A 22,643-nucleotide genomic window follows, 5' to 3' on the forward strand; every position below is an offset into this window, starting at 1 on the left:
GCGTACGGCGGCTACCTCACCCAAGCATCACGGAGTGCTCGTCATGCCATCGCCTCACTATGTGGCTTACTTCTTCGGCGGCGCGTTCCTCGCCAATGCGCTGCCGCATATCGTCAGCGGCAGCATGGGGCGAGCTTTTCAATCGCCGTTTGCCAAGCCGCCGGGGCAGGGGCTTTCATCCTCCACCGTCAACGTGTTGTGGGGTTTCTTGAACGCGGTATTGGGTTATCTCCTGCTCTGCCAGGTGGGAGACTTCGACACGCGCAGCGCGCCGGACATCATCGCGGCCGGACTCGGGGCATTGTTGCTGTCGCTATTCCTTGCCCGCAGTTTCGGGCGCTTCAACGGCGGCAATGTGTGAGCATGTTCCGCTCCTTGCGCGGCTACAACTACCGCGTATGGGCGGCAGGTGCCCTGGTATCCAACGTAGGCACGTGGATGCAGCGCATCGGCCAGGACTGGCTGGTACTCACGCAACTCACGCACAACAACGCCTCGGCAGTCGGCGTGGTGATGGCGCTGCAGTTCGGGCCGCAGATTCTGTTTCTGCCGCTGACCGGTTATGCGGCGGATCACTTCAATCGGCGCAAGCTGTTATTCATCACCCAGGCTTTGCTCGGATTGCTGGCACTGGGGTTGGGCCTGCTTACCGTTACCGGCTTGATCAAGCTGTGGCAGGTGTATGCCTTCGCGTTCGCCTTGGGTTCGATCACCGCTTTTGACGCACCGGTGCGGCAGACCTTCGTGTCGGAGCTGGTGACGGAGGATGATCTCTCCAACGCCGTGGCACTCAACTCCACCTCGTTCAACGCAGGGCGCATGATTGGCCCGGCCGTTGCGGGTTTAGTGATTGCCGCCGTGGGCACCGGCTGGGTGTTTGTGGTGAATGCGGCTTCGTTTGTTGCGGTGCTGTGCTCGCTGGGTTTGCTGCGACCCGAAGCGTTGCACGTGAAAGCCTGGGCGCAACGCACGCGTGGCGGCCTTACCGAAGGCTTTCGTTATGTGTGGCATCGGCCGGATTTGCGCGCGATATTGCTGATGCTGTTTCTGTTCGGCACCTTCGGGCTCAACTTTGCGATCTTCATTTCCACCATGTCGGTGAAGGTGTTCCATGCCGGCGCAGGACGTTACGGCCTGCTCACGTCCAGCATGGCGGTTGGCACCGTGATGGGCGCTTTGCTGGCGGCGCGACGGGCAAGGCCGAGCGTGTTGCTGCTGATAGCGGCTGCGGCGCTATTCGGCACCGGATTGGTGCTGGCAGCGTTATCACCCAACGATGGCGTGTTCGCCGTGATGCTGCTGGTGATCGGCGTTTCCGCACAAACCTTCACCACCTCCACCAACAGCTTGGTGCAACTTGCTACCGAGCCTGCGATGCGTGGCCGTGTCGTGGCGATTCTGCTTGCCATTGCGTTGGGCGGCACCCCGCTGGGCGCGCCGGTGGTCGGCTGGGTGGCGGACACGTTTGGCCCGCGATGGTCGTTAGGCGTGGGTGCTGCGGCGGGATTTGCTGCGGTGCTGGTGGGGATGCGTTATCTCGTGAAGCATCATGCGCTGCGGGTGTGGATCGATGCGGGGCGTTTGCGCTTCAGCATGCAGCCATCGGTTCCTTCTTCCGCGAGGGGAGAGGGGTAGCTTCTGAAGCTTCGTTTCGCCGTGAAAAAAAGTCAGTCTTGCCTCAACGTCATTCCGGCGAAGGCCGGAATCCATGCTTCGTACTGGCGATGGATGATTCGCTTCGCTCACCCCTTCGGGGCCGTCCTTCGGACGTTCTCTGCGCTTCGTGCTCCGTCCGGCCTTCGCCGGAATGACAACTCGCTTTGAAACGGTATCAACGCGAGCTTCGGTTCTTGTGACGGAAAAGTGGTAGCCCTTACCGCCAAGTCACACTCACCGCATCATGGATATCCTGCTGCGGTACTGTAACGATGGTCGTTGCATCCGTGTCATCCCAACGCCATTGCGTCGTCGCCTTTCCATTCACGCTCACCGATTGCGGCCTGCTTCCCCCGTGGATGCGCACGTCATAAGAACGCATAGCTGATTGGCCTTTGTAAGTACCCTTAGCTGCCGCCACCGTCAGCTCATACGAACCATCCGCCTTGGTCGCATAACTCATCGGCGTCACCGCATAACGGCCCTCCGCATAATCAAGCGACACACCATCATCCTCGTACAGATCGAAATGACCCTTGCCTGATCCGTACACGTTGACGATCAACGTATCCAGCGGCTTCGCATCCGAATAATCACTCGGCTCCTGCTCCGGAATGATCGACCCCTCACGCACGAACACCGGCATCTGGTCGGCATCGTAATGCGCCGTGAAAGACTTGCCGCCGCCGTAATGCTTGCCGCTGAAGAAATCGACCCACTCGCCGGGTGGTAGATAAACGGTGCAACTGCCGCTGGCATCGAGCACCGGCGCTACCAGCATCTCATAGCCGAAGAAGTATTCATGGGAATGCTGATAAGCCTCCGGCAACTGCGGATATTGGAGATACAACGGACGCAGCAGCGGCAGCGACAACGTGTGTGCCTGCCATGTGTAGGTGTAGATGTAGGGAATCAGCTGCGTGCGCAAGGTGAAGTATTTGCGCATCAAGGCAATGCCTTTGTCGCCATACAGCCAAGGCATGCGTGCATTGCCCTCGCGCGGATTCGCATGCGCACTATGCATGCGCAGGATGGGACTGAAGGCGCCGAATTCGATCCAGCGCGCATAAAGATCAAAATCAATCTTCGCGCCGTGGAAGCCGCCGATATCGTGGCTGATGTACGGCACCAGTACATTGCCGCCGCGTGCCGTGAGGGCAACCTCATACGCCAGCACCGGCCACTCCGAATAGGTGTCGCCGGTGAAAAAGCCGGGATAACGCTCGCTGCCCCAATCGCCATAGCGGCCAAGGATGAAAGCACGCTGGCCGGTGAACTGCTGCGTGAAATCGTAGAATACTTTGTTGGTCCAGAGTTGCGGATTGAGCCCCGGCATAGGGGTGGCGCCACCGCCACCGTCCACCCACCACGAACTCACGCCCGCCTGCATCAGCGGTCCATGCAAGTCGCGCATGAATACGTTGGCTTGCTGTTGGTTGGAAAGATCGAAATAGATGCGTGGCGGCGGTGTCACATCCTTGATTGCAACCGGTCCGCGGAAAATGCCGCCACCTTGTTCGCCCGATACCACGCGCAAGGCGATCTCGTTGGCTTGGCCAGGACGAACATAAGGCCTGATGTCGGCATACGTAAGGCGTCGCGGCCACTGTACGTGGGTATGCTCCACTTCCTTGCCGTTGACGAAGATACGGTACGTTTGCGCCACCTCGCCCAGATACAGGTACAAAGCATCCGGCAATTTGGCCGGCAGCGGCACCGAGGTGCGATACCAACCGATGCCTTGGTAATCCGGATAGCCTTGTTTATTCCACGATTGATCCGTGTGGATCGACTTCCACGCATGGTCGTTATGATCGACGGCAAACCAGTGCTGGCTCAATCCTTGATCCTGCGGATCGGGCATGAACTTCCAGCCGGCGGAAACATCCAGATCGAACGAGGGCTTCGGTGGCAGCGGCTGCTTCAGATCCGTCAGCACTTCCGACGCACGGCTATCGTCATGGGAAAGAATGCTTTCCTCCGTGCCCGCATAGCCCGGATGATCGTTGAGGCTGAGCTTGATGCCGCGGTCATGCAGCCATGACAGGAACTGCGTGGGTTGCGAAATCAGCGGACTCCAGTCGTAGCCACCCTGCCAACCGTAGTTGTGCCACGCGAAATCCAGCACCAGCGTGTCGAAGGGAATATGGTTGTCGCGCAGGCGCGATAGTTCGTCTTCGAGATACTGCTGGTTGTAGTGCTCGAATGCCGGCGTGTGCGCTTCTGCCGTATCCGGAAAATATTCAAAGTTGAAATCGGTGACCCAGTTGCCCAGCACGTAGCGCGGGATCATCGGAATGCCGCCGCAAAGCTGCGCGTATGCCTGCAGCACGCCCTGGTAGTCGCGTTCGTAGGTAAACAGATACCAATCCTGGCCGTAAGCTTGGGGGCGCGGCGTGATCCACGCCGTTTTCTCGTCCCACAACGGCGTCTGGCTGTCGTCGATAAAGGCGTAGCCACTGCGGCTGAGCAGGCCCGGCTTGGCCGGCAGCAAGGGAATGTCGATGCCGGGAATGATGTCGTTGACCGGGCTCTGGGTGTCGTCTTGGGTCAAGTTGCTGCCGCTGACGTGATCGAGCGAATAGGTGAGGCCACCAAGATTCTGCGTGTCCACCTGACCGGGATGCCAGGTATGCGATGCGCCGCTGGAATTGGCCCAGCGCACCTCAAGGTTGTCGGCCTTGAAAGGGCCGGAGTTCAATCGATAGCGCAAGCTCATACTGCTGGTGTGCACCACCAGCCAACCGTTTTCTTTGGAAGATTGAGCACTCACTGCCGGCCAATCGCGTTTCTGCACCACGGCGGTCGGTTCGTCCGCAAAGCGGCCATTTGGCGCGTATTCCATGCGCACCAGCGAAGCGGTGAGGAATTCGAAACGCGCATTGCCGGCAACGATCGTGGTTGTGTTCTGCGTCCTTGCATAAGAAACGAGCGGGGTCGATACGAATCCAACCAGCGCCATAAGGAGCATGCTGCGGAACACTTTCATGCGAGAGTCTCTTGCCGGGTCAAGGAAAGACCCCGCACTTATACTCGCCGAGCCAAGTCAAGCACAGCCTCGACGGTGTAGGTTGGGGTGTAAACCCCAACGTCGCGATGCGTGAGCAGCTCAATGTTGGGGTTTGCACCCCAACCTACAAAAAGAACGGAGGCCACGCATGACCTCCGTTCCACTGCCTTTCTACGACGCGCTTATTGTCCGTATTGCGACATGAAGCCCGAACCGATCATGCTGCCCCAGCCCGTCACCAGGTCATAGCCCTTCACAGCCGAATAGCTGCCGGACTTGCCGCTGGTGATGTCATGGAACGTCGCCGCATAGATGGTGGGACTGTTTATGTTGTTGCTGTAGATGGTGGGCAGGAAGAAGCCCAGGTTCGAGGCGCTATGGCTGGCCAGTGACTCGTCCACCAGGGCGATATAGCCCGCCCACATCGGCGCCGCAAAGCTGGTGCCGCCGTACTCGTTATAAGTACAGCTGCCGTTGCCGCACGCCATGAAGGTGAAGTTGGCATTGGCCGACACATCCGGTCCGTTGCGGTATGTCTTCGAGCCCTTGTTGCTGGTGTTGATCGCGCCCGTCTGCCAGGAAGGAATGGCGATCTTGTCCGGCGAGATGCCGCCTCCGCTATCCACCCACGCTGTTTCGGATGCCCAGGGACCGGCCGCGCCGCTGGTGGTCAGGTCGGTGCCGCCGACACCAATCACATAGGCCGCATCCGCCGGCCATGCTTCATTGCGCGACGACCAGGTCGAGCTATCACCCGATGCAGCGAAGAAGCTCTGGCCTTGAGCCGCCATCTTTTGCCAATAGGGATTGAGCGTCGACGGATCGGCCGGTGTCCAGCCCCACGAGCAACCGATGGTTGCCGGCGGTGCATAGCCATCTGTCGTGACGGTCATGGCGCTGATGATGGCCGTATCGGTGGCACCGACATACATCAGCACATTGCTCAGACCAGGCGCCATGCCTTGGGCTTGCGTCACGTCGAGCGTCTGCTCGATATCGGAGCAGCTACCGCTGCAGCCGGTCGAGGAGCCGTCCGTCGAGAGCACACGCAAGTTGTTGGGATTGGTCTGCCCTGCCGTCGAGTAGTAAAGCGACACGTCGGAGGTATTGATGCCGTAGAACTCCCATAGGCCGACGCTCTCCCCCGTGCCGGTCAGCGTGGCGCCGTGATAATAGGCCGCGCGCATATCGCTGCCCAAGAACGACGCACTGGGACCCGAGCCGGTGGTTGCATGGCTCACCACCGCGTCCGGACTGATGCCATGCGCCGCTGCATATTCGCTCTTCTTGACGTAAAGCGGATGCGGCAGTGAGTAATTGTCCAGGCCCGAAACATGCCACAGCGGAATCGCCAGCGACGTGGTGGGCTCGCGATCCGGGCTGTAGAAAGTGCGATTCTCGGTGGGATGCCGATACGTGCGCATCTTCACGTTGAACGCCGATTCGACGGCTGAAACCGGACCGACCACCTGGATGTCCATGCGATCGCGGCTGCCGCCCGCCACCACCAATCCATGCTGCTTGAGATACGACACGACGGTGTCATAGTCGTTTTGGGTCGGACCGAAGCGTGCGGTGAATTCCGCCGGCGTGACGTAGTTGTGATAACTCAAGCTCATCGGATCGGTGACTTGCGCCACGAATGCATCCAGGCCCGCCTGATCGCGGACCGGAAGCACTACGTCGATGCTCATGAGCTTGCCGGCGGGAAGACTTCCCACTTGCTGTGCCGTATTGCTGGTCACCACATCACGCACATGATGCGTGTACACCTGCCCGGCATTCGCCGCCGCACTTGCACCGAATGCCATCGCAATGGCCAGTGAAAGTGCGCAGGTTTTGCGTGTCGAAAACATTCTGCTTGTCTTGCGTGTTCCAATCGAATCTTGTCTGGTCATGAACCTACTCCTCAAAGTTAAGTAGTCAGTGACATCGAAAGAAAGAATCGAGGAAAACTAGAAGACGTACTGTTCCCTGTACTCCCCTCCCCAGGGGTGCCGAATGGCCGGCGGAGGGTAGGGGGGAATTTGTCGTTTTCGGGTGAATGAAGCGGCGTTCTTTACATATCTATACGCAGAGAGCGGCGATCTGACATGAATTTGTGCCCCAGATCACATAGTGCGCGGCCCGCGCCACGGTCGGGCACCTGTGCAGAGTCTTGCGAACCATTGATAACGGCTGCGCAAGATTCTGCAGGGTGGCCTAAAAAGACAAAAAATTAGAAGCCAAAATGACTTCTTTATCGATCTGCTTGAGCTGCTTGAGGTGATTTCGCCAGGCGCAGAAGCCTGATGCTCGATACGCCCGATGCCGCTCCGAGCAAATCGGCAAGCTATCGGAAATGAGTTTTCAGAGATCGCCAAAAGCGATATTCAAAGTCCGCATCACCGCCCACTGAGTTTCGAGAAACATCGCGGCATTTTTTGAAATGGATGCAGACGAGCACTATGCCTGGTTGTGATCTATAGTTGACATATTGATAACTATAGTTAACAATGCCGCCATGATAGAAATCGTCAAGAGCGAGACATTCGACACTTGGCTGCAGAGTCTGAAGGATCGCCAAGCACGCGTACGGATTCAATCACGCATCGATCGCCTGGGGCTCGGCAATCCTGGTCAATATCGTAACCTGACACACGGCATCAGTGAGATGAAGATCGATTACGGCCCCGGCTATCGGGTGTATTACACGATGCGTGGCGCCTTGCTGGTCGTCCTGCTTTGCGGCGGTGACAAGAACAGCCAGCAGGCGGACATTGCCAACGCTATCCGCATCGCAAGCGCTTGGGAGAACTGATATGGCAACCAAGAGGGAAACGTTCAGCCGCTATGATTCGGCTGATTACCTGAAAAGCGAAGAAGATATTGCCGCTTATCTGGAAGCATGTTCCGATGAAAACGATCCGGCCCTGATGGCGGTAGCGCTCGGTGCGGTGGCGCGTGCGCGCAACATGAGCCAACTGGCTCGCGACACGGGTCTCACTCGCGAGGGGCTCTACAAGGCGCTGTCAGCTGATGGCAATCCAAGCCTCGCAACGACAATGAAGGTTGCCAATGCGTTGGGCTACCAGCTTCGGTTAGTGCCTGCTGGCCGGTGACCGTTACGTCACAACCGTCGAGTTCACCAAGAGAAGATGCCAAATTTCGGAGAGGTGAGGGCAGGTAACCCTCACCTCTCGTCTATCGATTTGCCTTACGGCGAATTTGCCAACGTCGTAATGAGTCCAGCTTTCGGACTACCCCAGCCTGTCACCAGGTCATAGCCTTTCACCGCCGAATAGCTGCCCGAGGTGCCGCTGGTAATGTCGTGGAAGTCGGTGGTGTACGTGGTGGTCAGCTTGCCGCCGGACTCATTCTCCGGATAAACCGTCGCATTGAAACTGCCGACGCGCTTCTTGCCATCCGCCACGCGTTGCTGATTGATCAGCGCGACAAAACCGGCCCACATCGGCGCGGCGAAACTGGTGCCACCGTAGTTGTTGGCCGTGCAGGTGGTTTGATCAGCGCAGACGTAGAAGGTGAAGTTGGCATTGGCTGATACGTCGGGGCCGTTGCGATACTTCGTCGATCCCTTGTTGCTGGTATTGATCACGCCCGCAATCTTCTGCCACGAAGGAATGGCGATGCTGTCCGGCGAAATGCCGCCACCGCCATCCACCCAGGCTGTTTCCGATTTCCACGGGCCGGCCGCCTTGGTGGTCGTGAGATCAGTGCCGCCGACCGAGATCACATAGGCATCATCGGCCGGCCATGCTTCATTGCTTGCGGACCAGGTTGAACTGTCGCCCGATGCGGCGAAGAACGTTTGACCTTGTGCAGCCATCTTCTCGAAGTACGGATCGAGCGTGGTGGGATCGGCCGGCGTCCAGCCCCACGAACAGCCGATGGTGGTCGGCAGTGGGCTGTGCGTGGTCATCTTGCTGATGATGGCGGTATCGGTGGAGCCGACGTACATCACCAGACTGGCCAGGCCTGGCGCCATGCCGAGTGCCTGCGTCATATCGAGCGTCTGCTCGGTGTCGTCGCAACCGGACGAGGCCACACAGGCAGTGCTGGTGCCGTCCGTCGACAGCAAGGTGACCGGCACTTTGTTCGTTTGCTTCACGTTCTTGTAGTACGTATTCAAATCGGCGAGGTCGGTGCCGTAGTACTCCAGCAAGCCAAGGTTCTGGCCTTTGCCGTTGAGCGCCGTACCGCCGTAATACGCCGCGCGCATATCGCTGCCGAGGAACGACGCCGAAGGACCTGAGCCCGTCGTGGCGTGCGATACCACCTGATCCGGGCTGATGCCGTGCGCTGCGGCGTAATCGCTTTTCTTCACGTACAGCGGCTTGGGAATGGAATAGTTGTCCAGGCCGGAGATATGCCACAGCGGGATCGCCAATGACGTGGTCGGCTCGCGATCCGGACTGTAGAACGTGCGGTTTTCCGTGGGATGCCTATAGGTACGCATCGTCACGTTGAACGCCGCTTCCACGGCGGAAACCGGGCCGATCACCTGGATATCCATGCCGTCGCGGCTGCCGCCGGTGACGGTAAAGCCGTAGCGCTGAAGATACTGCACCACCGTGTCGTAGTCGTTTTGCGTGGGACCGAATTGCGCGGTGAATTGCTGCGGCGTCAAATAATTTTGATAGTTCAGGCTGTTCGGATTGGTGACGTCAGCGACGAATGCATCAAGTCCCGCCTTGTCGCGCAAAGGCAACACCACATCCAGGCTCATCAGCTTGGCGGCAGGCAAGCTGCCAACTTGCTGTGCAAGATTGCTATGCACCGTCTCACGCACGTGATGCGTTTCAACGTCGCCGGCATGGGCAACCGCACTTGCGCCGAATGCGAGCGCGATGGCCACTGAAAGGCCGCATGTTTTGCGCGCCAGGCCATTTGAAAAACGTGTTCCCGTCGAATCTGTGCTGGTCATCGGAATCTACTCCCGTAGCAGTCAGTGACAGTGACGAATCGAGGAACAGCGATCGTGTTCCTCTCCCCAACGTGCCGAATGGCTGGGCGAGCGTAGGGCGGTAATTGTCGTTTTCAAGTGAAACGATGGGTGGGTGATGCGTGTAAACGTTTTGCATTGCGGTGCACGACGAAAAAGGCTGCATGCAACGTTGGAGATCACCGTTTGCGCGAAAATGCGTCGACTCCATTTCGGAGCGAGTCGTCATTCCGGCGAAGGCCTATTGCTGTCCGGGGAAAATTCGTCGCGCTCCAGACAGGTATCTGCAACTCAACCGAAGCCTCCATGTTTGCCAGCCCATTCGACGCTAGCGAGTCGTCGCCCCGGCGAACGCCGGGGCCCAGTGTCTTTGACGATCTGCAAGTCGCTGGGTCCCGGCTTTCGCCGGGACGACGAGCCTTTTAGCCAAGTCGCTAGAACAAGCAAAACTTTCCCCGGGCAGCAGTGGGTCTTCGCCAGAATGACGTCGAGACACGGCTAATGATTCACGAAAAGCGCCGAAGCAGCGCCATGCCCGGCGCACAAGCCGATTCAAGGCGCGCCCGCTCCTCGTCGGGCAAGCTCACCCACTTCGGTGGATTCTTCCGTACACGCCCCGCCGCCTGTATAAGCCACGCAGGATTGTCGAGGCCAGGATCCATAAAGCGAACGATGCGCTGAAGTTCGGCATGCGGCGCTTCAAGCATCGACTCGTAGCGCACATGCAGGACGCGTTCGGCGGGCAGCTTTTCCAGCAGGCTCAAGCCCACGGCGATCATCTCGGACCACGCACTGCCGATCGGCTCGATCGGCAGTGCGAAGTTTTGAAATACCTCGACATCGAAGCTCTCGGGTACCAGCCCACGCCACTCTGGCGGCAGGTCTTCAGGCACTTCGTACGCCGGCGCGAGATAGGGAGCGGAACCGAACTTCCGCTTGAACATGGCGCTGATCATGCCCATCCGCATCAGCGGAAAACGGCTTGCCGAAACGGCGAACTCACGACCGTCGCGAAAAACATGGATGAACTTCGCATCCGGAAAGAAGTGTGACAAGGGATGGACCAGGCCGAGCGAAGCGCCCGAGCGCTCGCACCAGAATCGTCTGCCAAGCCGGGTGCATAGCCATTGAAAGACGCGCAGATATTGGCGATGGACCCGGTCTTGCGGCAATGACTGCACGAACATGCCCAGCTCGTCGTGCAACGCATCGGGATGGTCGGTGAGCGGTGGCAAGGTCATCGCCAGCAGCGGTGGAATGCCTGTATCCCGAAAACGCAGCGCGGAGGCGACGGGATAGCGAAACTCATCGATAACCAGGCCGCGCTCCATCAGGCGAAGCCAGGCCGTATGGCGTGGACGCGGCTCGCTCAGCACCGACCAGAAAGTCGGACCGTCAACGGGATCTTTCTGGAAGCCAAGCGGATGCAGCGCGTTGAACAGCTCGGAGAGACTCAGAATATCCGGATGCAGCGACAGCAGATCAGACAACATCGTTGAGCCGGAGCGGCCCGTGCTGACGATGAAGAGAGGCGTTTGAGGCGATGCTGTCACGATCACTACTCGCAAGACGCCCATCGCAGGCTGGGTTGGCGCAGCGTAACCCAACGGATTCCAGGGGTGCCATATTTTTGGGTTACGCTGCCTGCCTGCCGGAATGCAGGCTCAACGTGGATAAAGGCAATGACACATGTCGAATGAGGATGGCGCCAGGATCATTCACAGGAGAACGCTGGAATCCGCGGCCATGGTGGCAAACGTCAAACGGGCGATGGCGATCACCGCCGCACTTAATCGTTTGACATTCAACGATGCAGACGAAATCCGCGCCCTGTTCAGCGAACTCATCGGTAAAAAGGTAGACGAGAGCTTTTCGCTGATACCACCGTTCTATACGGCTGGCGGTGATGAAATCCGCGTCGGACGCAATGTCTTCGTCAATCAGAACTGCACGTTCTATGACCTTGGCGGCCTCGACATCGGGGACGATGTGATGATCGGGCCGAACGTGAGCATCATCACGGCCGGCCATCCGCTTGAACCGTCACGGCGCCACGCTCTTACCATCGGAAAACCCATCGTGATTGAGAGAAACGTCTGGATCGCGGCTGGCGCAACGATTATCGGTGGTGTGACGGTCGGCGAAAATTCGGTGGTGGCCGCGGGTTCGGTCGTCACCAAGGATGTTCCGCCGAATACCCTTGTCGGAGGAAATTCGGCGCGTGTTATTCGTTCGATTGGCGATGACTGAAGGGTGCGAACGGTGTAGGTTGGGGTGCAAACCCCAACATCTGGTGCGTACTTGTATCCCGACGTTGGGGTTTGCACCCCAACCTACTGTATGAGCGGCGATGTCGCAGCATCGAGCTCCACGCCTTGCACCTCGGCCTGACCGGCCAGCACACGCACGTATTGGCTGAGCGCACGCGCTTCGGCATCGCCGTGCAAATCGTCGGCAACGCGATCGTGCACGTGCTCGAAAGGCAACGACTTGCCAGGAACGCGCTGGTCGACGGCGACGATGTGGAAACCGAAGCGTGTCTTGACGAGTTGCGGCAATACCCCAAGCGCCGTGCCTTCGAACAGCGCCTGTTCGAATTCCGGTACGGTGGCGCCGCGTTGCAATTGCCCCAGCTCGCCGCCGAGCTCGCCGGAAGGGCAATTCGAATGGCGGCGTGCGCGTTCGGCAAATAACGCCGGCTGCGCGCGCAGTTCCGTCAACATGGCTTCTGCCATGGCGCGCACGGCAGCAACCGGCGCGCCTTGGGTGATCTGAAAAAGAATATGCCTGGCAAAGACCAGTTCATCGCTTTGGTAGCGCTGGGCATGCTGTGCGTAATAGCGCCTGCATGCGGCTTCGTCGACATCGGGTATGCGCACTTCTTCGGCCAGTACGCGCTCGATCGCTTCGTTGACGGCAGCAGGTTCCGCTTCGTGATCCAGCCAGCCCAATGCCACCGCGCGCTGGCGCAACAATTCGTGCACGGCGGCCATTTGCGGTGTGGGCCAGTCCTGATCGGTCACGGCTACGCCATTGACGAGGATGGTCATGTGCGTACCGTGCGCTTGCGCGTACGTACCAATTGATAGGGCCGGAACAGATAAGCCAGCGCGCCTGCGCCACTCCAGATGTGCACCATGCGCGTAAACGGCGAGATCAGGAAGATGGTGAAGCCGAGCAGGATGTGCAGGCGATAGACCCATGAAACCTGCAGCAGCAAGGCAGCCACACCGCTCTGGAAAGTGACGATGCCCTTGACGTACGCCGTAAGCAGCTCGAACTTCGCGCCGTCCATATGCTGGGCCGAAAGCGGCACGGTGATAAGGCCGAGCAGCAGTTGCAGCCACAGCATGATGACGACGGCGATATCCCATTTGCGGCTATTGCGGCGGATACGTGGATCGGCGAGGCGGCGATAGATCAGGATGCTCAATCCGATGATGGCCACCACGCCGGCGGTGCCGCCGCCCACCATCGCCAGCAACTGATGCTGCGCGGGGTCCAAGGCCCAGTCGATAGCCCAGTGCGGCGTCAGGAAGCCCAGAAAGTGTCCGATCACGACCACCAGGATGCCGTAGTGAAAGAGATTCGAGCCGAACTTCAACTGCCCTGCGCGCAGCATTTGCGAGGAGTCGCTCTTCCAGGTGTACGGCTCGCGGTCGAAACGTATCAGGCTGCCCAGCAGCAAGACCGACAGGCAGATATACGGGTAGATACCGAACAGGAACAGTTGCAGGTGGGTGGCGGCGTTCATGTCAGCCTCGTTTCACGAAATCAGCTGGACGGCAGGGCGGTGCCCTGTCGTTGGCGAAGGCGGGGCGCTCCTCCCACGTGAGGTCCAGATCTTCCGGCGCAGGAACGGGAGCATGCGGATCAAGTCCTTCCGCACGGGCGAGTTCCAGCAATGCCCGGAACACGGCGGCATAGCGGCTGCGGCGGTGGAGCAGGCGGTTGCCGATCGCTCTCAGAATATGCGCGCAATCGCGGAGGGTCTCACGCACCTCGGCTGCATCGCGGCAACTCAGGTATTCCAGCAGCATGGGAAGGTGGTCGGGCAACTCGTTGCCGCTGGGCTCGAGCCCGGCTTCGAGATAACGCTGGCGAAGATCGAGCATCGCCGGGCCGCGATCGCGCCCATCGCCGTGCACGTGCTCGAACAGATTCAGTGACGTACTGCGTCCGCGATCGAACAGGTCCACGAAGCGCGCCTCGATGTCGAGTGCATCGCCGCGTGCGAGTTGATCGATCAAGGCGAGAAGTTCTCCACGCGTTGCCGTTTCCATATCGCGTGCTTCGCGGATAACCGTGCCGATTTCCGGCAGCGCAGCGCGCAACGCCGCATCCGGATAAGAGAGCAGCGCAGCAAGCGCGCGAAGCAAGATGACGTGATCGGTTCGCATATCAGTGATCGTCGAGCAGGCGGATGGGAATGATCTTGCGGCGGCCCATGCGTCCGCCGAACAGGCTGGATTGGGTGTCGACGCCATCGCAGCCGTTGCCGAAGCTGAACCCGCAACCGCCGCGCAGCGCATACGCGTTTTCCGCCTCCTCGCGATGGGCGGTGGGAATCACGAAGCGATCCTCGTAGTTGGCGATCGCCAGATAACGGTGCATGGCCTCGATCGTCGTCACGTCCAGCTCGTTGTCTTTAAGCAGCGATGGATCGGGCTCGTCACCCAGTTGCAGGGCGCGGAACCAAGCCCGCATCGCGAGCATGCGCTTGAGCGCACGGGTCACCGGCACTTCGTTGCCGGCGGTGAGCAGATTGGCGAGGTAGCGCACCGGGATGCGCAGCGACTCCACATCGGGCAGGCCGCCTTTGCTTTCGATGGCGCCCGCGTTGGCGTGCGATTGAATCGGTGAGAGCGGTGGCACGTACCACACCATCGGCAGCGTGCGATATTCCGGATGCAGCGGAAACGCGATCTTCCACTCCACGGCCATCTTGTAGACCGGCGACTGCTTCGCCGCTTCCAGCCATGCCTCCGGCACGCCATCGGCCAACGCCTGGCGTTGCACCTGTGGATCATTGGGATCAAGGAACAGATCAAGCTGCGACTGATAAAGGTCATGCGGATTTTCGACGGCTGCCGCCTGCTCGATGCCGTCCGCATCGTAAAGCAGCACACCGAGGTAACGGATGCGGCCCACACAGGTTTCCGAGCACACGGTGGGCATGCCGGCTTCGATGCGCGGATAGCAGAAGGTGCATTTCTCCGCCTTGCCGCTGGTCCAGTTGTAATAGATTTTCTTGTACGGACAGCCGGAGACGCACATGCGCCAACCGCGGCACTTGTCCTGGTCGATCAGTACGATGCCGTCTTCCTCGCGCTTGTAGATCGAGCCGGACGGGCACGACGCCACGCAGGCCGGATTGAGGCAGTGCTCGCACAGGCGCGGCAGATACATCATGAAGGTGTTTTCGAACTGGCCGTAGATGTCTTTCTGCACCGCTTCGAAGTTGTAGTCGGCGCTGCGCTTGTCGAATTCGCCGCCTAGGATTTCCTCCCAGTTCGGACCCCATTCGACCTTGTCCATGGTGCGCCCGCTGACCAGTGAGATCGGCCGGGCGACGGGCGCGGTGGGCAGCTCCGGCGCGGTTTGCAGGTTCTCGTAGTCGAACGTAAAGGGCTCGTAGTAATCATCGATATCCGGCAAATGCGGATTGGCGAAGATTTTGGCCAGCACCGCCAGCCGGCCGCCTTGCTTGGGCTGCAGGCGGCCATTGGGCTTGCGCACCCAACCGCCGTGCCAACGTTCCTGGTTTTCCCAATCCTTCGGATAGCCGACGCCTGGTTTCGTCTCGACGTTGTTGAACCAGGCGTATTCCATGCCTTTGCGCGAGGTCCAGACGTTCTTGCAGGTGACCGAGCAAGTGTGGCAGCCGATGCACTTGTCCAGATTCAACACCATGGCGATTTGCGCGCGAATCTTCATATCGTTTCCCTCAGGCCGACGCACTCTGCTGCGGCGCTTCGCGCTGCACGCGATCCATCCAATCCACGTTCGCCATCTTGCGCACGATCACGAACTCGTCGCGGTTCGAGCCGACGGTGCCGTAATAGTTGAAGCCCCAGCTGAGCTGCGCATAGCCGCCGATCATGTGCGTGGGCTTGAGCACCGTGCGCGTCACCGAGTTATGGATGCCGCCACGCATGCCGGTGATCTCCGAACCTGGCACGTTCACGATCTTCTCCTGCGCGTGGTACATCATCACCATGCCTTCCTGCACGCGCTGGCTCACCACGGCGCGCGCCGTGATCGCGCCATTGATGTTGAACAGTTCGATCCAATCGTTGTCCACGATGCCGCCACGCTTCGCGTCCGCCTCGGACAGCCACACGATCGGGCCGCCGCGCGACAACGTGAGCATGATCAGGTTGTCGGTATAGGTGGAATGGATACCCCACTTCTGGTGCGGCGTGATGAAGTTGAGCGTCAGCTCGGTGTGCCCGTTGTCGCGCTTGCCATGCAGCGCGGCGACTGAACGCGTGTCGATCGGTGGGCGATACAACGCAAAGCCCTCGCCGAAATCGCGCAGCCATGCATGATCCTGATAGAACTGCTGGCGACCGCTAAGCGTGCGCCATGGGATCAGTTCGTTGACGTTGGTCCAGCCGGCGGTATAGCTGACGCGTTCGCTCTCGATACCCGACCACGTCGGCGAACTGATGATTTTGCGCGGCTGCGCCTGGATGTCGCGGAAGCGGATTTTCTCGTCCTCGCGTGCTTCGGCGAGGTGGTGATGGTCGCGGCCGGTGATGCGCGATAGCGCCTCCCACGCCTTGACCGCCACCTGGCCGTTCGTTTCCGGCGCGAGGTAAAGAATCGTTTCTGCCGCATCGATATCGCTGACGATGCGCGGCCGGCCTTTGGTCGGGCCATCTTCAACGAGATAGTTCAGTTCACCGAGGCCGCGCACTTCCTCTTGCGTGTTCCAGCCGATGCCCTTGCCGCCATTGCCGAGCTTGTCCATCAACGGACCCAGTGAGGTAAAGCGCGCGTAGGTGGCCGGGTAGTCACGCTCGACAACGCTGATATTCGGCGCCGTCACACCAGGGACGAACGCACACTCACCCTTCTTCCAATCACGCACCTCGAACGGCTGCGCCAACTCGCCGGCCGTGTCGTGCATGATCGGCGTCAGCACCACATCGCGTTCCACGCCCAGATGGCCTTGTGCAAGCTCGGAGAAACGCTTCGCCACGGCCTTGAAGATTTCCCAGTCGCTCCTCGACTCCCATACCGGATCGACCGCAGCCGACAGCGGATGGATAAAGGGGTGCATGTCGGAGGTATTGAGATCGTTCTTCTCATACCACGACGCGGTCGGCAGCACGATGTCGGAATACAGGCATGACGTGGACATACGAAAGTCCAGCGTCACCACCAGATCCAGCTTGCCCTCCGGCGCCTGCGTGTGCCACGCCACTTCTTCGGGCTTGTGGCCACCATCTTCGCCGAGGTCCTTGCCTTGCAGGCCATGGCGCGTACCCAGGAAATGACGCAGGAAATACTCGTGCCCCTTGCCGGACGAACCGAACAGGTTGGAGCGCCAGATAAACAGATTGCGCGGAAAATTGACGGGATCGTCCGGATCTTCACAGGCCATGCGCAACTTGCCGGTTTGCAATGCATCCGCCACGTAATCGCGTGGATTCATGCCGGATTGATCCGCCTCGCGGGCGATATTCAGAGGGTTGCACGCCAACTGCGGCGCGGACGGCAGCCAGCCCATGCGTTCCGCGCGCACGTTGCAATCGATCAGGCTATGTCCGTATTTGCCGCGTGGTGTCAGCGGCGAGAGCAGCTCGTCGACATCGAGCTTTTCGTAACGCCATTGATCCGAATGCGCATAGAAGAACGATGTGCCGTTCATCTGCCGCGGCGGCCGTGCCCAGTCCAGCCCGAATGCCAGTGCCGTCCAGCCGGTCTGCGGACGCAATTTCTCCTGCCCGACGTAATGCGCCCAACCGCCGCCCGATACGCCGATCGTGCCGCACAGCATCAGCATGTTGATGATGCTGCGGTAATTCATGTCCTGGTGGAACCAGTGGTTCATCCCTGCGCCGATGATGACCATCGAACGTCCGCGCGTTTTCGCGGCGTTCTCGGCGAAGGCGCGTGCCACGGCGATCGCGTGTTCTGCCGATACGCCGGTAATCGTCTGTTGCCATGCAGGCGTATAGGGAACGTTGTCGTCGTAGCGCTTCGCGCACGCGCCACCCAAGCCACGATCGAGTCCATAGTGGGCGCACAACAAGTCGAACACGGAAGCGACGATGCATTCGCCATCGCGCGTCGCGACGCGCCGTATGGGAACGCGGCGCAACAACACATCGCTCGCTTGCGCGTTATTCGGAAAGTGCGCGTGCTCAGTGCCGCCGAAATACGGAAAAGCCACTTCCAGCGTGTCGTCACACTGATCGATCTGGCTCAAGACCAGTTCGATCGACGTGCCATCGGATGCTTTCTGCTCGAGATTCCACTTGCCGTGGTCAGGACTATCCTGCCCCGGCCAACGGAACCCGATGGCGCCTTGCGGAATCACCAACTTGCCGCTCGCATCGAACCCCACGGTTTTCCACTCGGCATGCTCGGGACTGCCGAGTGCATCGTCGAAATCACTGGCGCGCAGATAGCGGTCGGGAACCCAGCGCTCGCCATCGCGACGTAGCGCGACCAGCAGCGGCAGATCCGTATAGCGCCGGCAATAGTTCTGAAAGTACTCGCACTGGCGGTCGAGAAAGAACTCGCGCAACACCACGTGCCCCATCGCCATCGCCAGGGCGGCATCCGTGCCCTGTTTGGGATGCAGCCACAGGTCGGAAAGCTTCGACACTTCCGCGTAGTCCGGCGTGATCGCTACCACGCGCGTGCCGTTGTAGCGTGCTTCGACAAAGAAGTGCGCATCGGGCGTGCGCGTCTGCGGCACATTCGAGCCCCAGGCGATGATGTAGCCCGCGTTGTACCAATCCGCCGATTCCGGCACGTCGGTTTGTTCGCCCCAGGTCTGCGGGCTCGACGGCGGCAGGTCGCAGTACCAGTCGTAGAACGACAGCAGGGTGCCGCCGATCAGGCTCAGATAACGCGCGCCCGCAGCGTACGAGACCATCGACATGGCGGGGATCGGCGAGAAGCCCACCACGCGATCCGGCCCGTGCTGTTTGATGGTGTGCACATTGGCGGCCGCGATGATGTCCAGCACCTCATCCCACGTCGTGCGCACGAAGCCGCCAAGGCCGCGCACCGGTTTGTAATCCGTGCCGTGCGGATCGGCCATCAACGCGGCCCACGCGTCCACCGGCGCCATCGTCTTGCGCGCTTCGCGCCAGCGCCGCAACAGGCGTCCGCGCACCATCGGGTACTTCAGGCGATTGGCGCTATACAGGTACCAGGAATACGACGCGCCGCGCGAACAGCCGCGCGGCTCATGGTTCGGCATGCCGGCACGCGTGCGCGGATAATCCGTCTGCTGCGTTTCCCAGGTCACCACGCCGCCTTTCACGTAGATCTTCCAACTGCACGAGCCCGTGCAATTCACGCCGTGCGTGGAGCGGACGATCTTGTCGTGCTGCCAGCGGTTGCGATAACCGTCCTCCCACTGGCGATTCTCTGCGCGTACCTCGCCGAGACCATTCGCAAACGGCTCGCGACGCTGCGAGAAATAGCGCAGGCGGTCGAGGAAATGACTCATGACTTTCTCCTGGTGACGCTGCTCAGGATGGCGACGTGGTGTTCTGCCCGCGGATATCGATGCGCCGCACTTCCGTGAAATAAATAAGGATCAGCGACACCCACACGACGCCGTACAAGAGCATGAAGGCGCTGGAACGAATACCGAGCAGATCCAGCAGGCCACCCCACAGGATCGGCAGCAGAAAACCGCCGAGACCGCCGGCAAGGCCGACGATGCCGGTCACGATGCCCAGCGTTTCCGAAAAATCGTCGCCCAGGTACTTGAAGGTGGAGGCCATGCCGAACGCGAGTGCGACACCCAGCACGAACAGCAAGGGCGTAAACGCCCATAGATTCAGCCCGATATGCAAGCTCGACGGCCCGTGGATGGTCTGTACGACCAACTGCGTTTGCGGATACGACAACAGGAACAGCGCGATCCACGCCAGCCACAGCACCCACCACGTCAAGGCATGTGCACCGAACCGATCGGATAGCGCACCACCCACGGCACGCAGCACACCTGCCGGCAACGAGAAGCAGGCGGCCAGGGCCGCAGCCGTGGCGATACCCAAGCCGTATTCGCCGCCGAAATACTGCGGCATCCACACCGACAAGCCGGTGAAGCCACCGAACGTGAGCGAGTAGTACTGGCAGTACTTCCATACGCGCGGATCGCGCAGCACCTGCAGTTGCTGCTTCAAGCTTGGTGGTTGTTTTCCGCCGACGCCCGGATCGGGTGCCGATAGCAACCAGAAGATCGCTGCCGTGGCGAGCAGCGCCACCGCGTAGATGCGCGGCACCGCACGCCAGCCCAGCGAATCCACGATGGCCGGCGCCACGAACATGTTGAGCGCCGCGCCGCTGGTGCCGGCACCGAAAAAGCCCATGGCAAAGCCACGGCGGTTGGCCGGAAAGAAACGCGCAACGTAAGGCGTGCCTACCGCGAACGACGCACCCACGGCGCCAAGGCACAGGCCGATGGCGAGGAATTGCCACAACACCGTGGCATAGGTGACCAGCCACACCGGTATCGCCGCCACGAGCAGAAGTAGGGTCATGACGCTGCGTCCGCCGAAGCGGTCAGTCCAGATACCCAAGGGAAGCCGCAACAATGCGCCGCTGAGGATGGGCGTTGCCGTCAACAGACCGAATTCCGTGGCATTGAGGTTGAGTTCCTGGCGTATCGGGATGCCGATCACCCCGAACGCCATCCACACGGCGAAGCAGACGACAAACGCAAACGTACTGACGAACAACACCCTGTATGCGACGCCCATGCTCCCGTTTCCTTGTCCAGGCAGGAATCCGTACTTCGACTGGCGTGTGTTTACCGCTCCCCGCACATCGAACTCGCAAACCGCTTCGTCAAAGGTAACGGAGCGCCGGAGCTGCGATCTTGATCCTTATCAAGTTACCGCCGAATAAAACCTCGGCGGGCCATACCATCGTCTTGCACAAGTTAAGGATGAGTGACGAACCTGTGAACGAGCGGTCGGCCAGAAAACGAAACAGGCGGTGTGCTTTTCGCATGGTCGTGCATCATGGTGACGGTCCGGATTAAGCGTGATGCAGCGCTAAGAACGCGTCGTCACCAATCCAAGCTCTTGGGCTGCGGGTGCCCACAGCATCCAATCGGCCAGCACGCGCTCCTTCGGCATGTCGCGGGTTGCCACGCGTTGTGATGCCTGGTGCACATCGCATCCCTGGCGTAGTGCATCCAGCATGCTGTATTGCCAATCGGCCAGCGGATGAGCCGATACGCGGTAATGCATGCGGCTGATGGCAACGAGGCTGTTCTCTGGCTGCGGGCAAGCTGCTATGTCGTCACTGGTCACCATCACCTGCCAGAACGGAATCAGGGGAAGCTTCAAATCCAGCAGCCGTACGCAGGGAGGAATTTCCCAATGCGTCGCACTCACCGATGTCCATGGTGATGCCGTCAGCGCTTGATGCTGCACACGTTCCGGTCCGTGATCGCGCATGGCTTCCAGCCAGGCTCGCTCGAAACGCGCCAATTCGGCAGGAAGCAGCCATGTGCCGTCGGTCGCGTCGGTTTGCGGTGGACGATGTTGGGAGAGGAAGGCGGGAAACCCTTCGCCGAGATCGTAGAGCGTGGGAGAGTGCGAAGGGCACTCCCACAGGTAGGCGCGCGCAAAGAAGCCGAATACTTCCTCGCCCATCACGCGTCGAAGCATGGGATAGTCGGTGGCCAGGCAATCGTAGAGCCGCAGCAAATAGCCATCGGCATAGACGCCCAATCGCCGCATCGGATCGGCAATGCGGCTGGCGTGAATCATGCCAGCCACCGTGAGCCCGTTGGTTTGGCGCGCCAGCATGGCACCGCGCTCGGCGCCACCAGGGGTGGTCATGACGGTGAGCAGCCAATGTTGAACGTCATGGAGCGACGGCATGTTCTTCCTTCAGTTGAAACGCGATCGGCGTGGAGTAGCCGGAAGACATGGCTGTGGCATTTGCATCGATCGCTGGCGCGACGATGTCGCCGTGCAGCGCTTGGCGAGCCTTGTCCAGTTCGGCCAGCAGTTCCGGATAGCTGGGAATGTTGGCATCCCATTCGAGCAAAGTGGACACCGCGCCGTTGCTGGACGCATCGGCACCGCAGCGCTGTTGTGCCAACACATAGAGTTGCCAGACACGCGCGGGTACCGGTTGGTCATGCGTATCGATCAGCAGATCGCCGGTATCGCTGGGTCCGGCAAGATGGATCTGCACGATGTGCTCGGGCGGCAACTGCCGAATATAGTGTTCGGGGTCGAAGCCATGGTTGTGGCTGGACACGTAGACGTTGTTGACGTCGAGCAACAGGCCGCAACCGGTTTCCCGTGCGAGGCGCGCGAGGAAATCGCATTCGGCCATGGGTGAGCAGGCGAATTGCAGATAGCTGCTCGGGTTTTCCAATACCAAGGGCCGCTGCAGCAGTTCCTGCACGGCTTCCACCCGCTGCCGTACGTGCTGGTAAGTGGGTTCGTCCAGGGGCAGCGGCAACAGATCGTGCGCGTTGATGCCTGCCACGCCCGTCCAGCACAAGTGGTCGGAGATCCAGACGGGCTCGATGTCCTCAGCAAGTTGCTTGAGCTTGGCCAGGTACGTGCGGTCCAACGGATCAGCACTGCCGATCGACATGGAAACACCATGCATCACGACAGGAACCTGTGCACGAATGCGGTCCAATGCATGGCGCGCGTAACCGTGATGACCGATGAAGTTCTCGCTGATGATTTCGAACCAGTCGACGCCGGGACCGTGGCGCAGGATGTGATCGAGATGCGCATTTCTCAGGCCAACGCCGAATCCGAGATTGGGCAGGCCGAGCCGGGGAGCGGTCATGATGTACCT

Annotated in this window: 17 protein-coding genes; 5 read left to right on the forward strand and 12 right to left on the reverse strand. The window is 60.1% G+C overall.

Going from position 1 to position 22,643, the window contains the following annotated elements:
* Nucleotides 1–43: 43 nt before the first annotated feature.
* Both IEX75_RS10715 and IEX75_RS10720 read left to right on the forward strand, forming a co-directional pair.
* Complete coding sequence (locus tag IEX75_RS10715; protein WP_188794190.1) at nucleotides 44–361, forward strand: hypothetical protein; 318 nt, start codon at nucleotides 44–46, stop codon at nucleotides 359–361.
* Nucleotides 362–363: 2 nt separating this feature from the next.
* Nucleotides 364–1,635, forward strand: a complete 1,272-nt coding sequence (locus IEX75_RS10720) for an MFS transporter (RefSeq protein WP_188794191.1) — start codon at nucleotides 364–366, stop codon at nucleotides 1,633–1,635.
* Nucleotides 1,636–1,873: 238 nt separating this feature from the next.
* On the opposite strand, the gene IEX75_RS10725 is transcribed toward IEX75_RS10720, so the two are convergent.
* Together IEX75_RS10725 and IEX75_RS10730 are read right to left on the reverse strand one after the other, a co-directional pair.
* Nucleotides 1,874–4,645 (reverse strand): TIM-barrel domain-containing protein, encoded by a 2,772-nt coding sequence (locus tag IEX75_RS10725; protein WP_188794192.1) that lies wholly within the window; start codon nucleotides 4,643–4,645, stop codon nucleotides 1,874–1,876.
* 203 nt (nucleotides 4,646–4,848) lie between these two features.
* Nucleotides 4,849–6,564 carry a S53 family peptidase gene (locus IEX75_RS10730; RefSeq protein WP_188794193.1) on the reverse strand — a complete coding sequence of 572 codons (1,716 nt, stop codon included), beginning with the start codon at nucleotides 6,562–6,564 and terminating at the stop codon, nucleotides 4,849–4,851.
* Nucleotides 6,565–7,169: 605 nt separating this feature from the next.
* Here IEX75_RS10730 and IEX75_RS10735 point away from each other — a divergent pair.
* Together IEX75_RS10735 and IEX75_RS10740 are read left to right on the forward strand one after the other, a co-directional pair.
* Nucleotides 7,170–7,466, forward strand: a complete 297-nt coding sequence (locus tag IEX75_RS10735; protein WP_188794194.1) for a type II toxin-antitoxin system RelE/ParE family toxin — start codon at nucleotides 7,170–7,172, stop codon at nucleotides 7,464–7,466.
* 1 nt (nucleotide 7,467) lies between these two features.
* The gene (locus IEX75_RS10740; protein ID WP_188794195.1) at nucleotides 7,468–7,767 is read left to right on the forward strand and encodes an addiction module antidote protein; all 300 of its coding nucleotides are present in this window, start codon (nucleotides 7,468–7,470) and stop codon (nucleotides 7,765–7,767) included.
* A 95-nt stretch (nucleotides 7,768–7,862) separates the two neighbouring features.
* Here the strand turns inward: IEX75_RS10740 and IEX75_RS10745 are convergent, their stop codons facing one another.
* A complete protein-coding gene (locus tag IEX75_RS10745) occupies nucleotides 7,863–9,590 on the reverse strand; it encodes a S53 family peptidase (RefSeq protein ID WP_188794196.1) in 1,728 nt (575 codons plus the stop codon).
* A 524-nt stretch (nucleotides 9,591–10,114) separates the two neighbouring features.
* On the reverse strand, nucleotides 10,115–11,161 hold the full coding sequence (locus IEX75_RS10750; protein ID WP_188794197.1) for a sulfotransferase: 1,047 nt from the start codon (nucleotides 11,159–11,161) through the stop codon (nucleotides 10,115–10,117).
* A 136-nt stretch (nucleotides 11,162–11,297) separates the two neighbouring features.
* On the opposite strand from IEX75_RS10750, the gene IEX75_RS10755 reads away from it, so the two are divergent.
* Nucleotides 11,298–11,858, forward strand: coding sequence for a sugar O-acetyltransferase (locus tag IEX75_RS10755; RefSeq protein WP_188794198.1), 561 nt, complete (start codon nucleotides 11,298–11,300; stop codon nucleotides 11,856–11,858).
* Nucleotides 11,859–11,941: 83 nt separating this feature from the next.
* Here the strand turns inward: IEX75_RS10755 and IEX75_RS10760 are convergent, their stop codons facing one another.
* The 8 genes from IEX75_RS10760 to bufB form a co-directional block, all read right to left on the reverse strand.
* Nucleotides 11,942–12,658, reverse strand: coding sequence for a peptidylprolyl isomerase (locus IEX75_RS10760; RefSeq protein ID WP_188794199.1), 717 nt, complete (start codon nucleotides 12,656–12,658; stop codon nucleotides 11,942–11,944).
* Nucleotides 12,655–13,362, reverse strand: coding sequence for a respiratory nitrate reductase subunit gamma (narI, locus tag IEX75_RS10765; protein ID WP_188794200.1), 708 nt, complete (start codon nucleotides 13,360–13,362; stop codon nucleotides 12,655–12,657). Before narI ends, IEX75_RS10760 begins: the two co-directional genes overlap by 4 nt.
* 1 nt (nucleotide 13,363) lies before the next feature.
* A complete protein-coding gene (gene narJ, locus IEX75_RS10770; RefSeq protein ID WP_188794201.1) occupies nucleotides 13,364–14,008 on the reverse strand; it encodes a nitrate reductase molybdenum cofactor assembly chaperone in 645 nt (214 codons plus the stop codon).
* Between the two features lies 1 nt (nucleotide 14,009).
* Nucleotides 14,010–15,545, reverse strand: a complete 1,536-nt coding sequence (gene narH / locus IEX75_RS10775) for a nitrate reductase subunit beta (protein WP_188794202.1) — start codon at nucleotides 15,543–15,545, stop codon at nucleotides 14,010–14,012.
* Nucleotides 15,546–15,555: 10 nt separating this feature from the next.
* On the reverse strand, nucleotides 15,556–19,305 hold the full coding sequence (locus IEX75_RS10780) for a nitrate reductase subunit alpha (RefSeq protein ID WP_188794203.1): 3,750 nt from the start codon (nucleotides 19,303–19,305) through the stop codon (nucleotides 15,556–15,558).
* Nucleotides 19,306–19,327: 22 nt separating this feature from the next.
* The gene (locus tag IEX75_RS10785) at nucleotides 19,328–20,566 is read right to left on the reverse strand and encodes an MFS transporter (RefSeq protein ID WP_188794204.1); all 1,239 of its coding nucleotides are present in this window, start codon (nucleotides 20,564–20,566) and stop codon (nucleotides 19,328–19,330) included.
* A gap of 297 nt (nucleotides 20,567–20,863) precedes the next feature.
* Nucleotides 20,864–21,700 carry an HvfC/BufC N-terminal domain-containing protein gene (locus tag IEX75_RS10790; RefSeq protein ID WP_188794205.1) on the reverse strand — a complete coding sequence of 279 codons (837 nt, stop codon included), beginning with the start codon at nucleotides 21,698–21,700 and terminating at the stop codon, nucleotides 20,864–20,866.
* Nucleotides 21,684–22,634, reverse strand: coding sequence for an MNIO family bufferin maturase (gene bufB / locus IEX75_RS10795; RefSeq protein ID WP_188794206.1), 951 nt, complete (start codon nucleotides 22,632–22,634; stop codon nucleotides 21,684–21,686). The genes IEX75_RS10790 and bufB overlap by 17 nt, the downstream gene beginning before the upstream one ends.
* Nucleotides 22,635–22,643 lie beyond the last annotated feature (9 nt).

The sequence above is a fragment of the Dyella nitratireducens genome, from assembly GCF_014642835.1.
GTDB classification, from domain to species: domain Bacteria; phylum Pseudomonadota; class Gammaproteobacteria; order Xanthomonadales; family Rhodanobacteraceae; genus Dyella_B; species Dyella_B nitratireducens.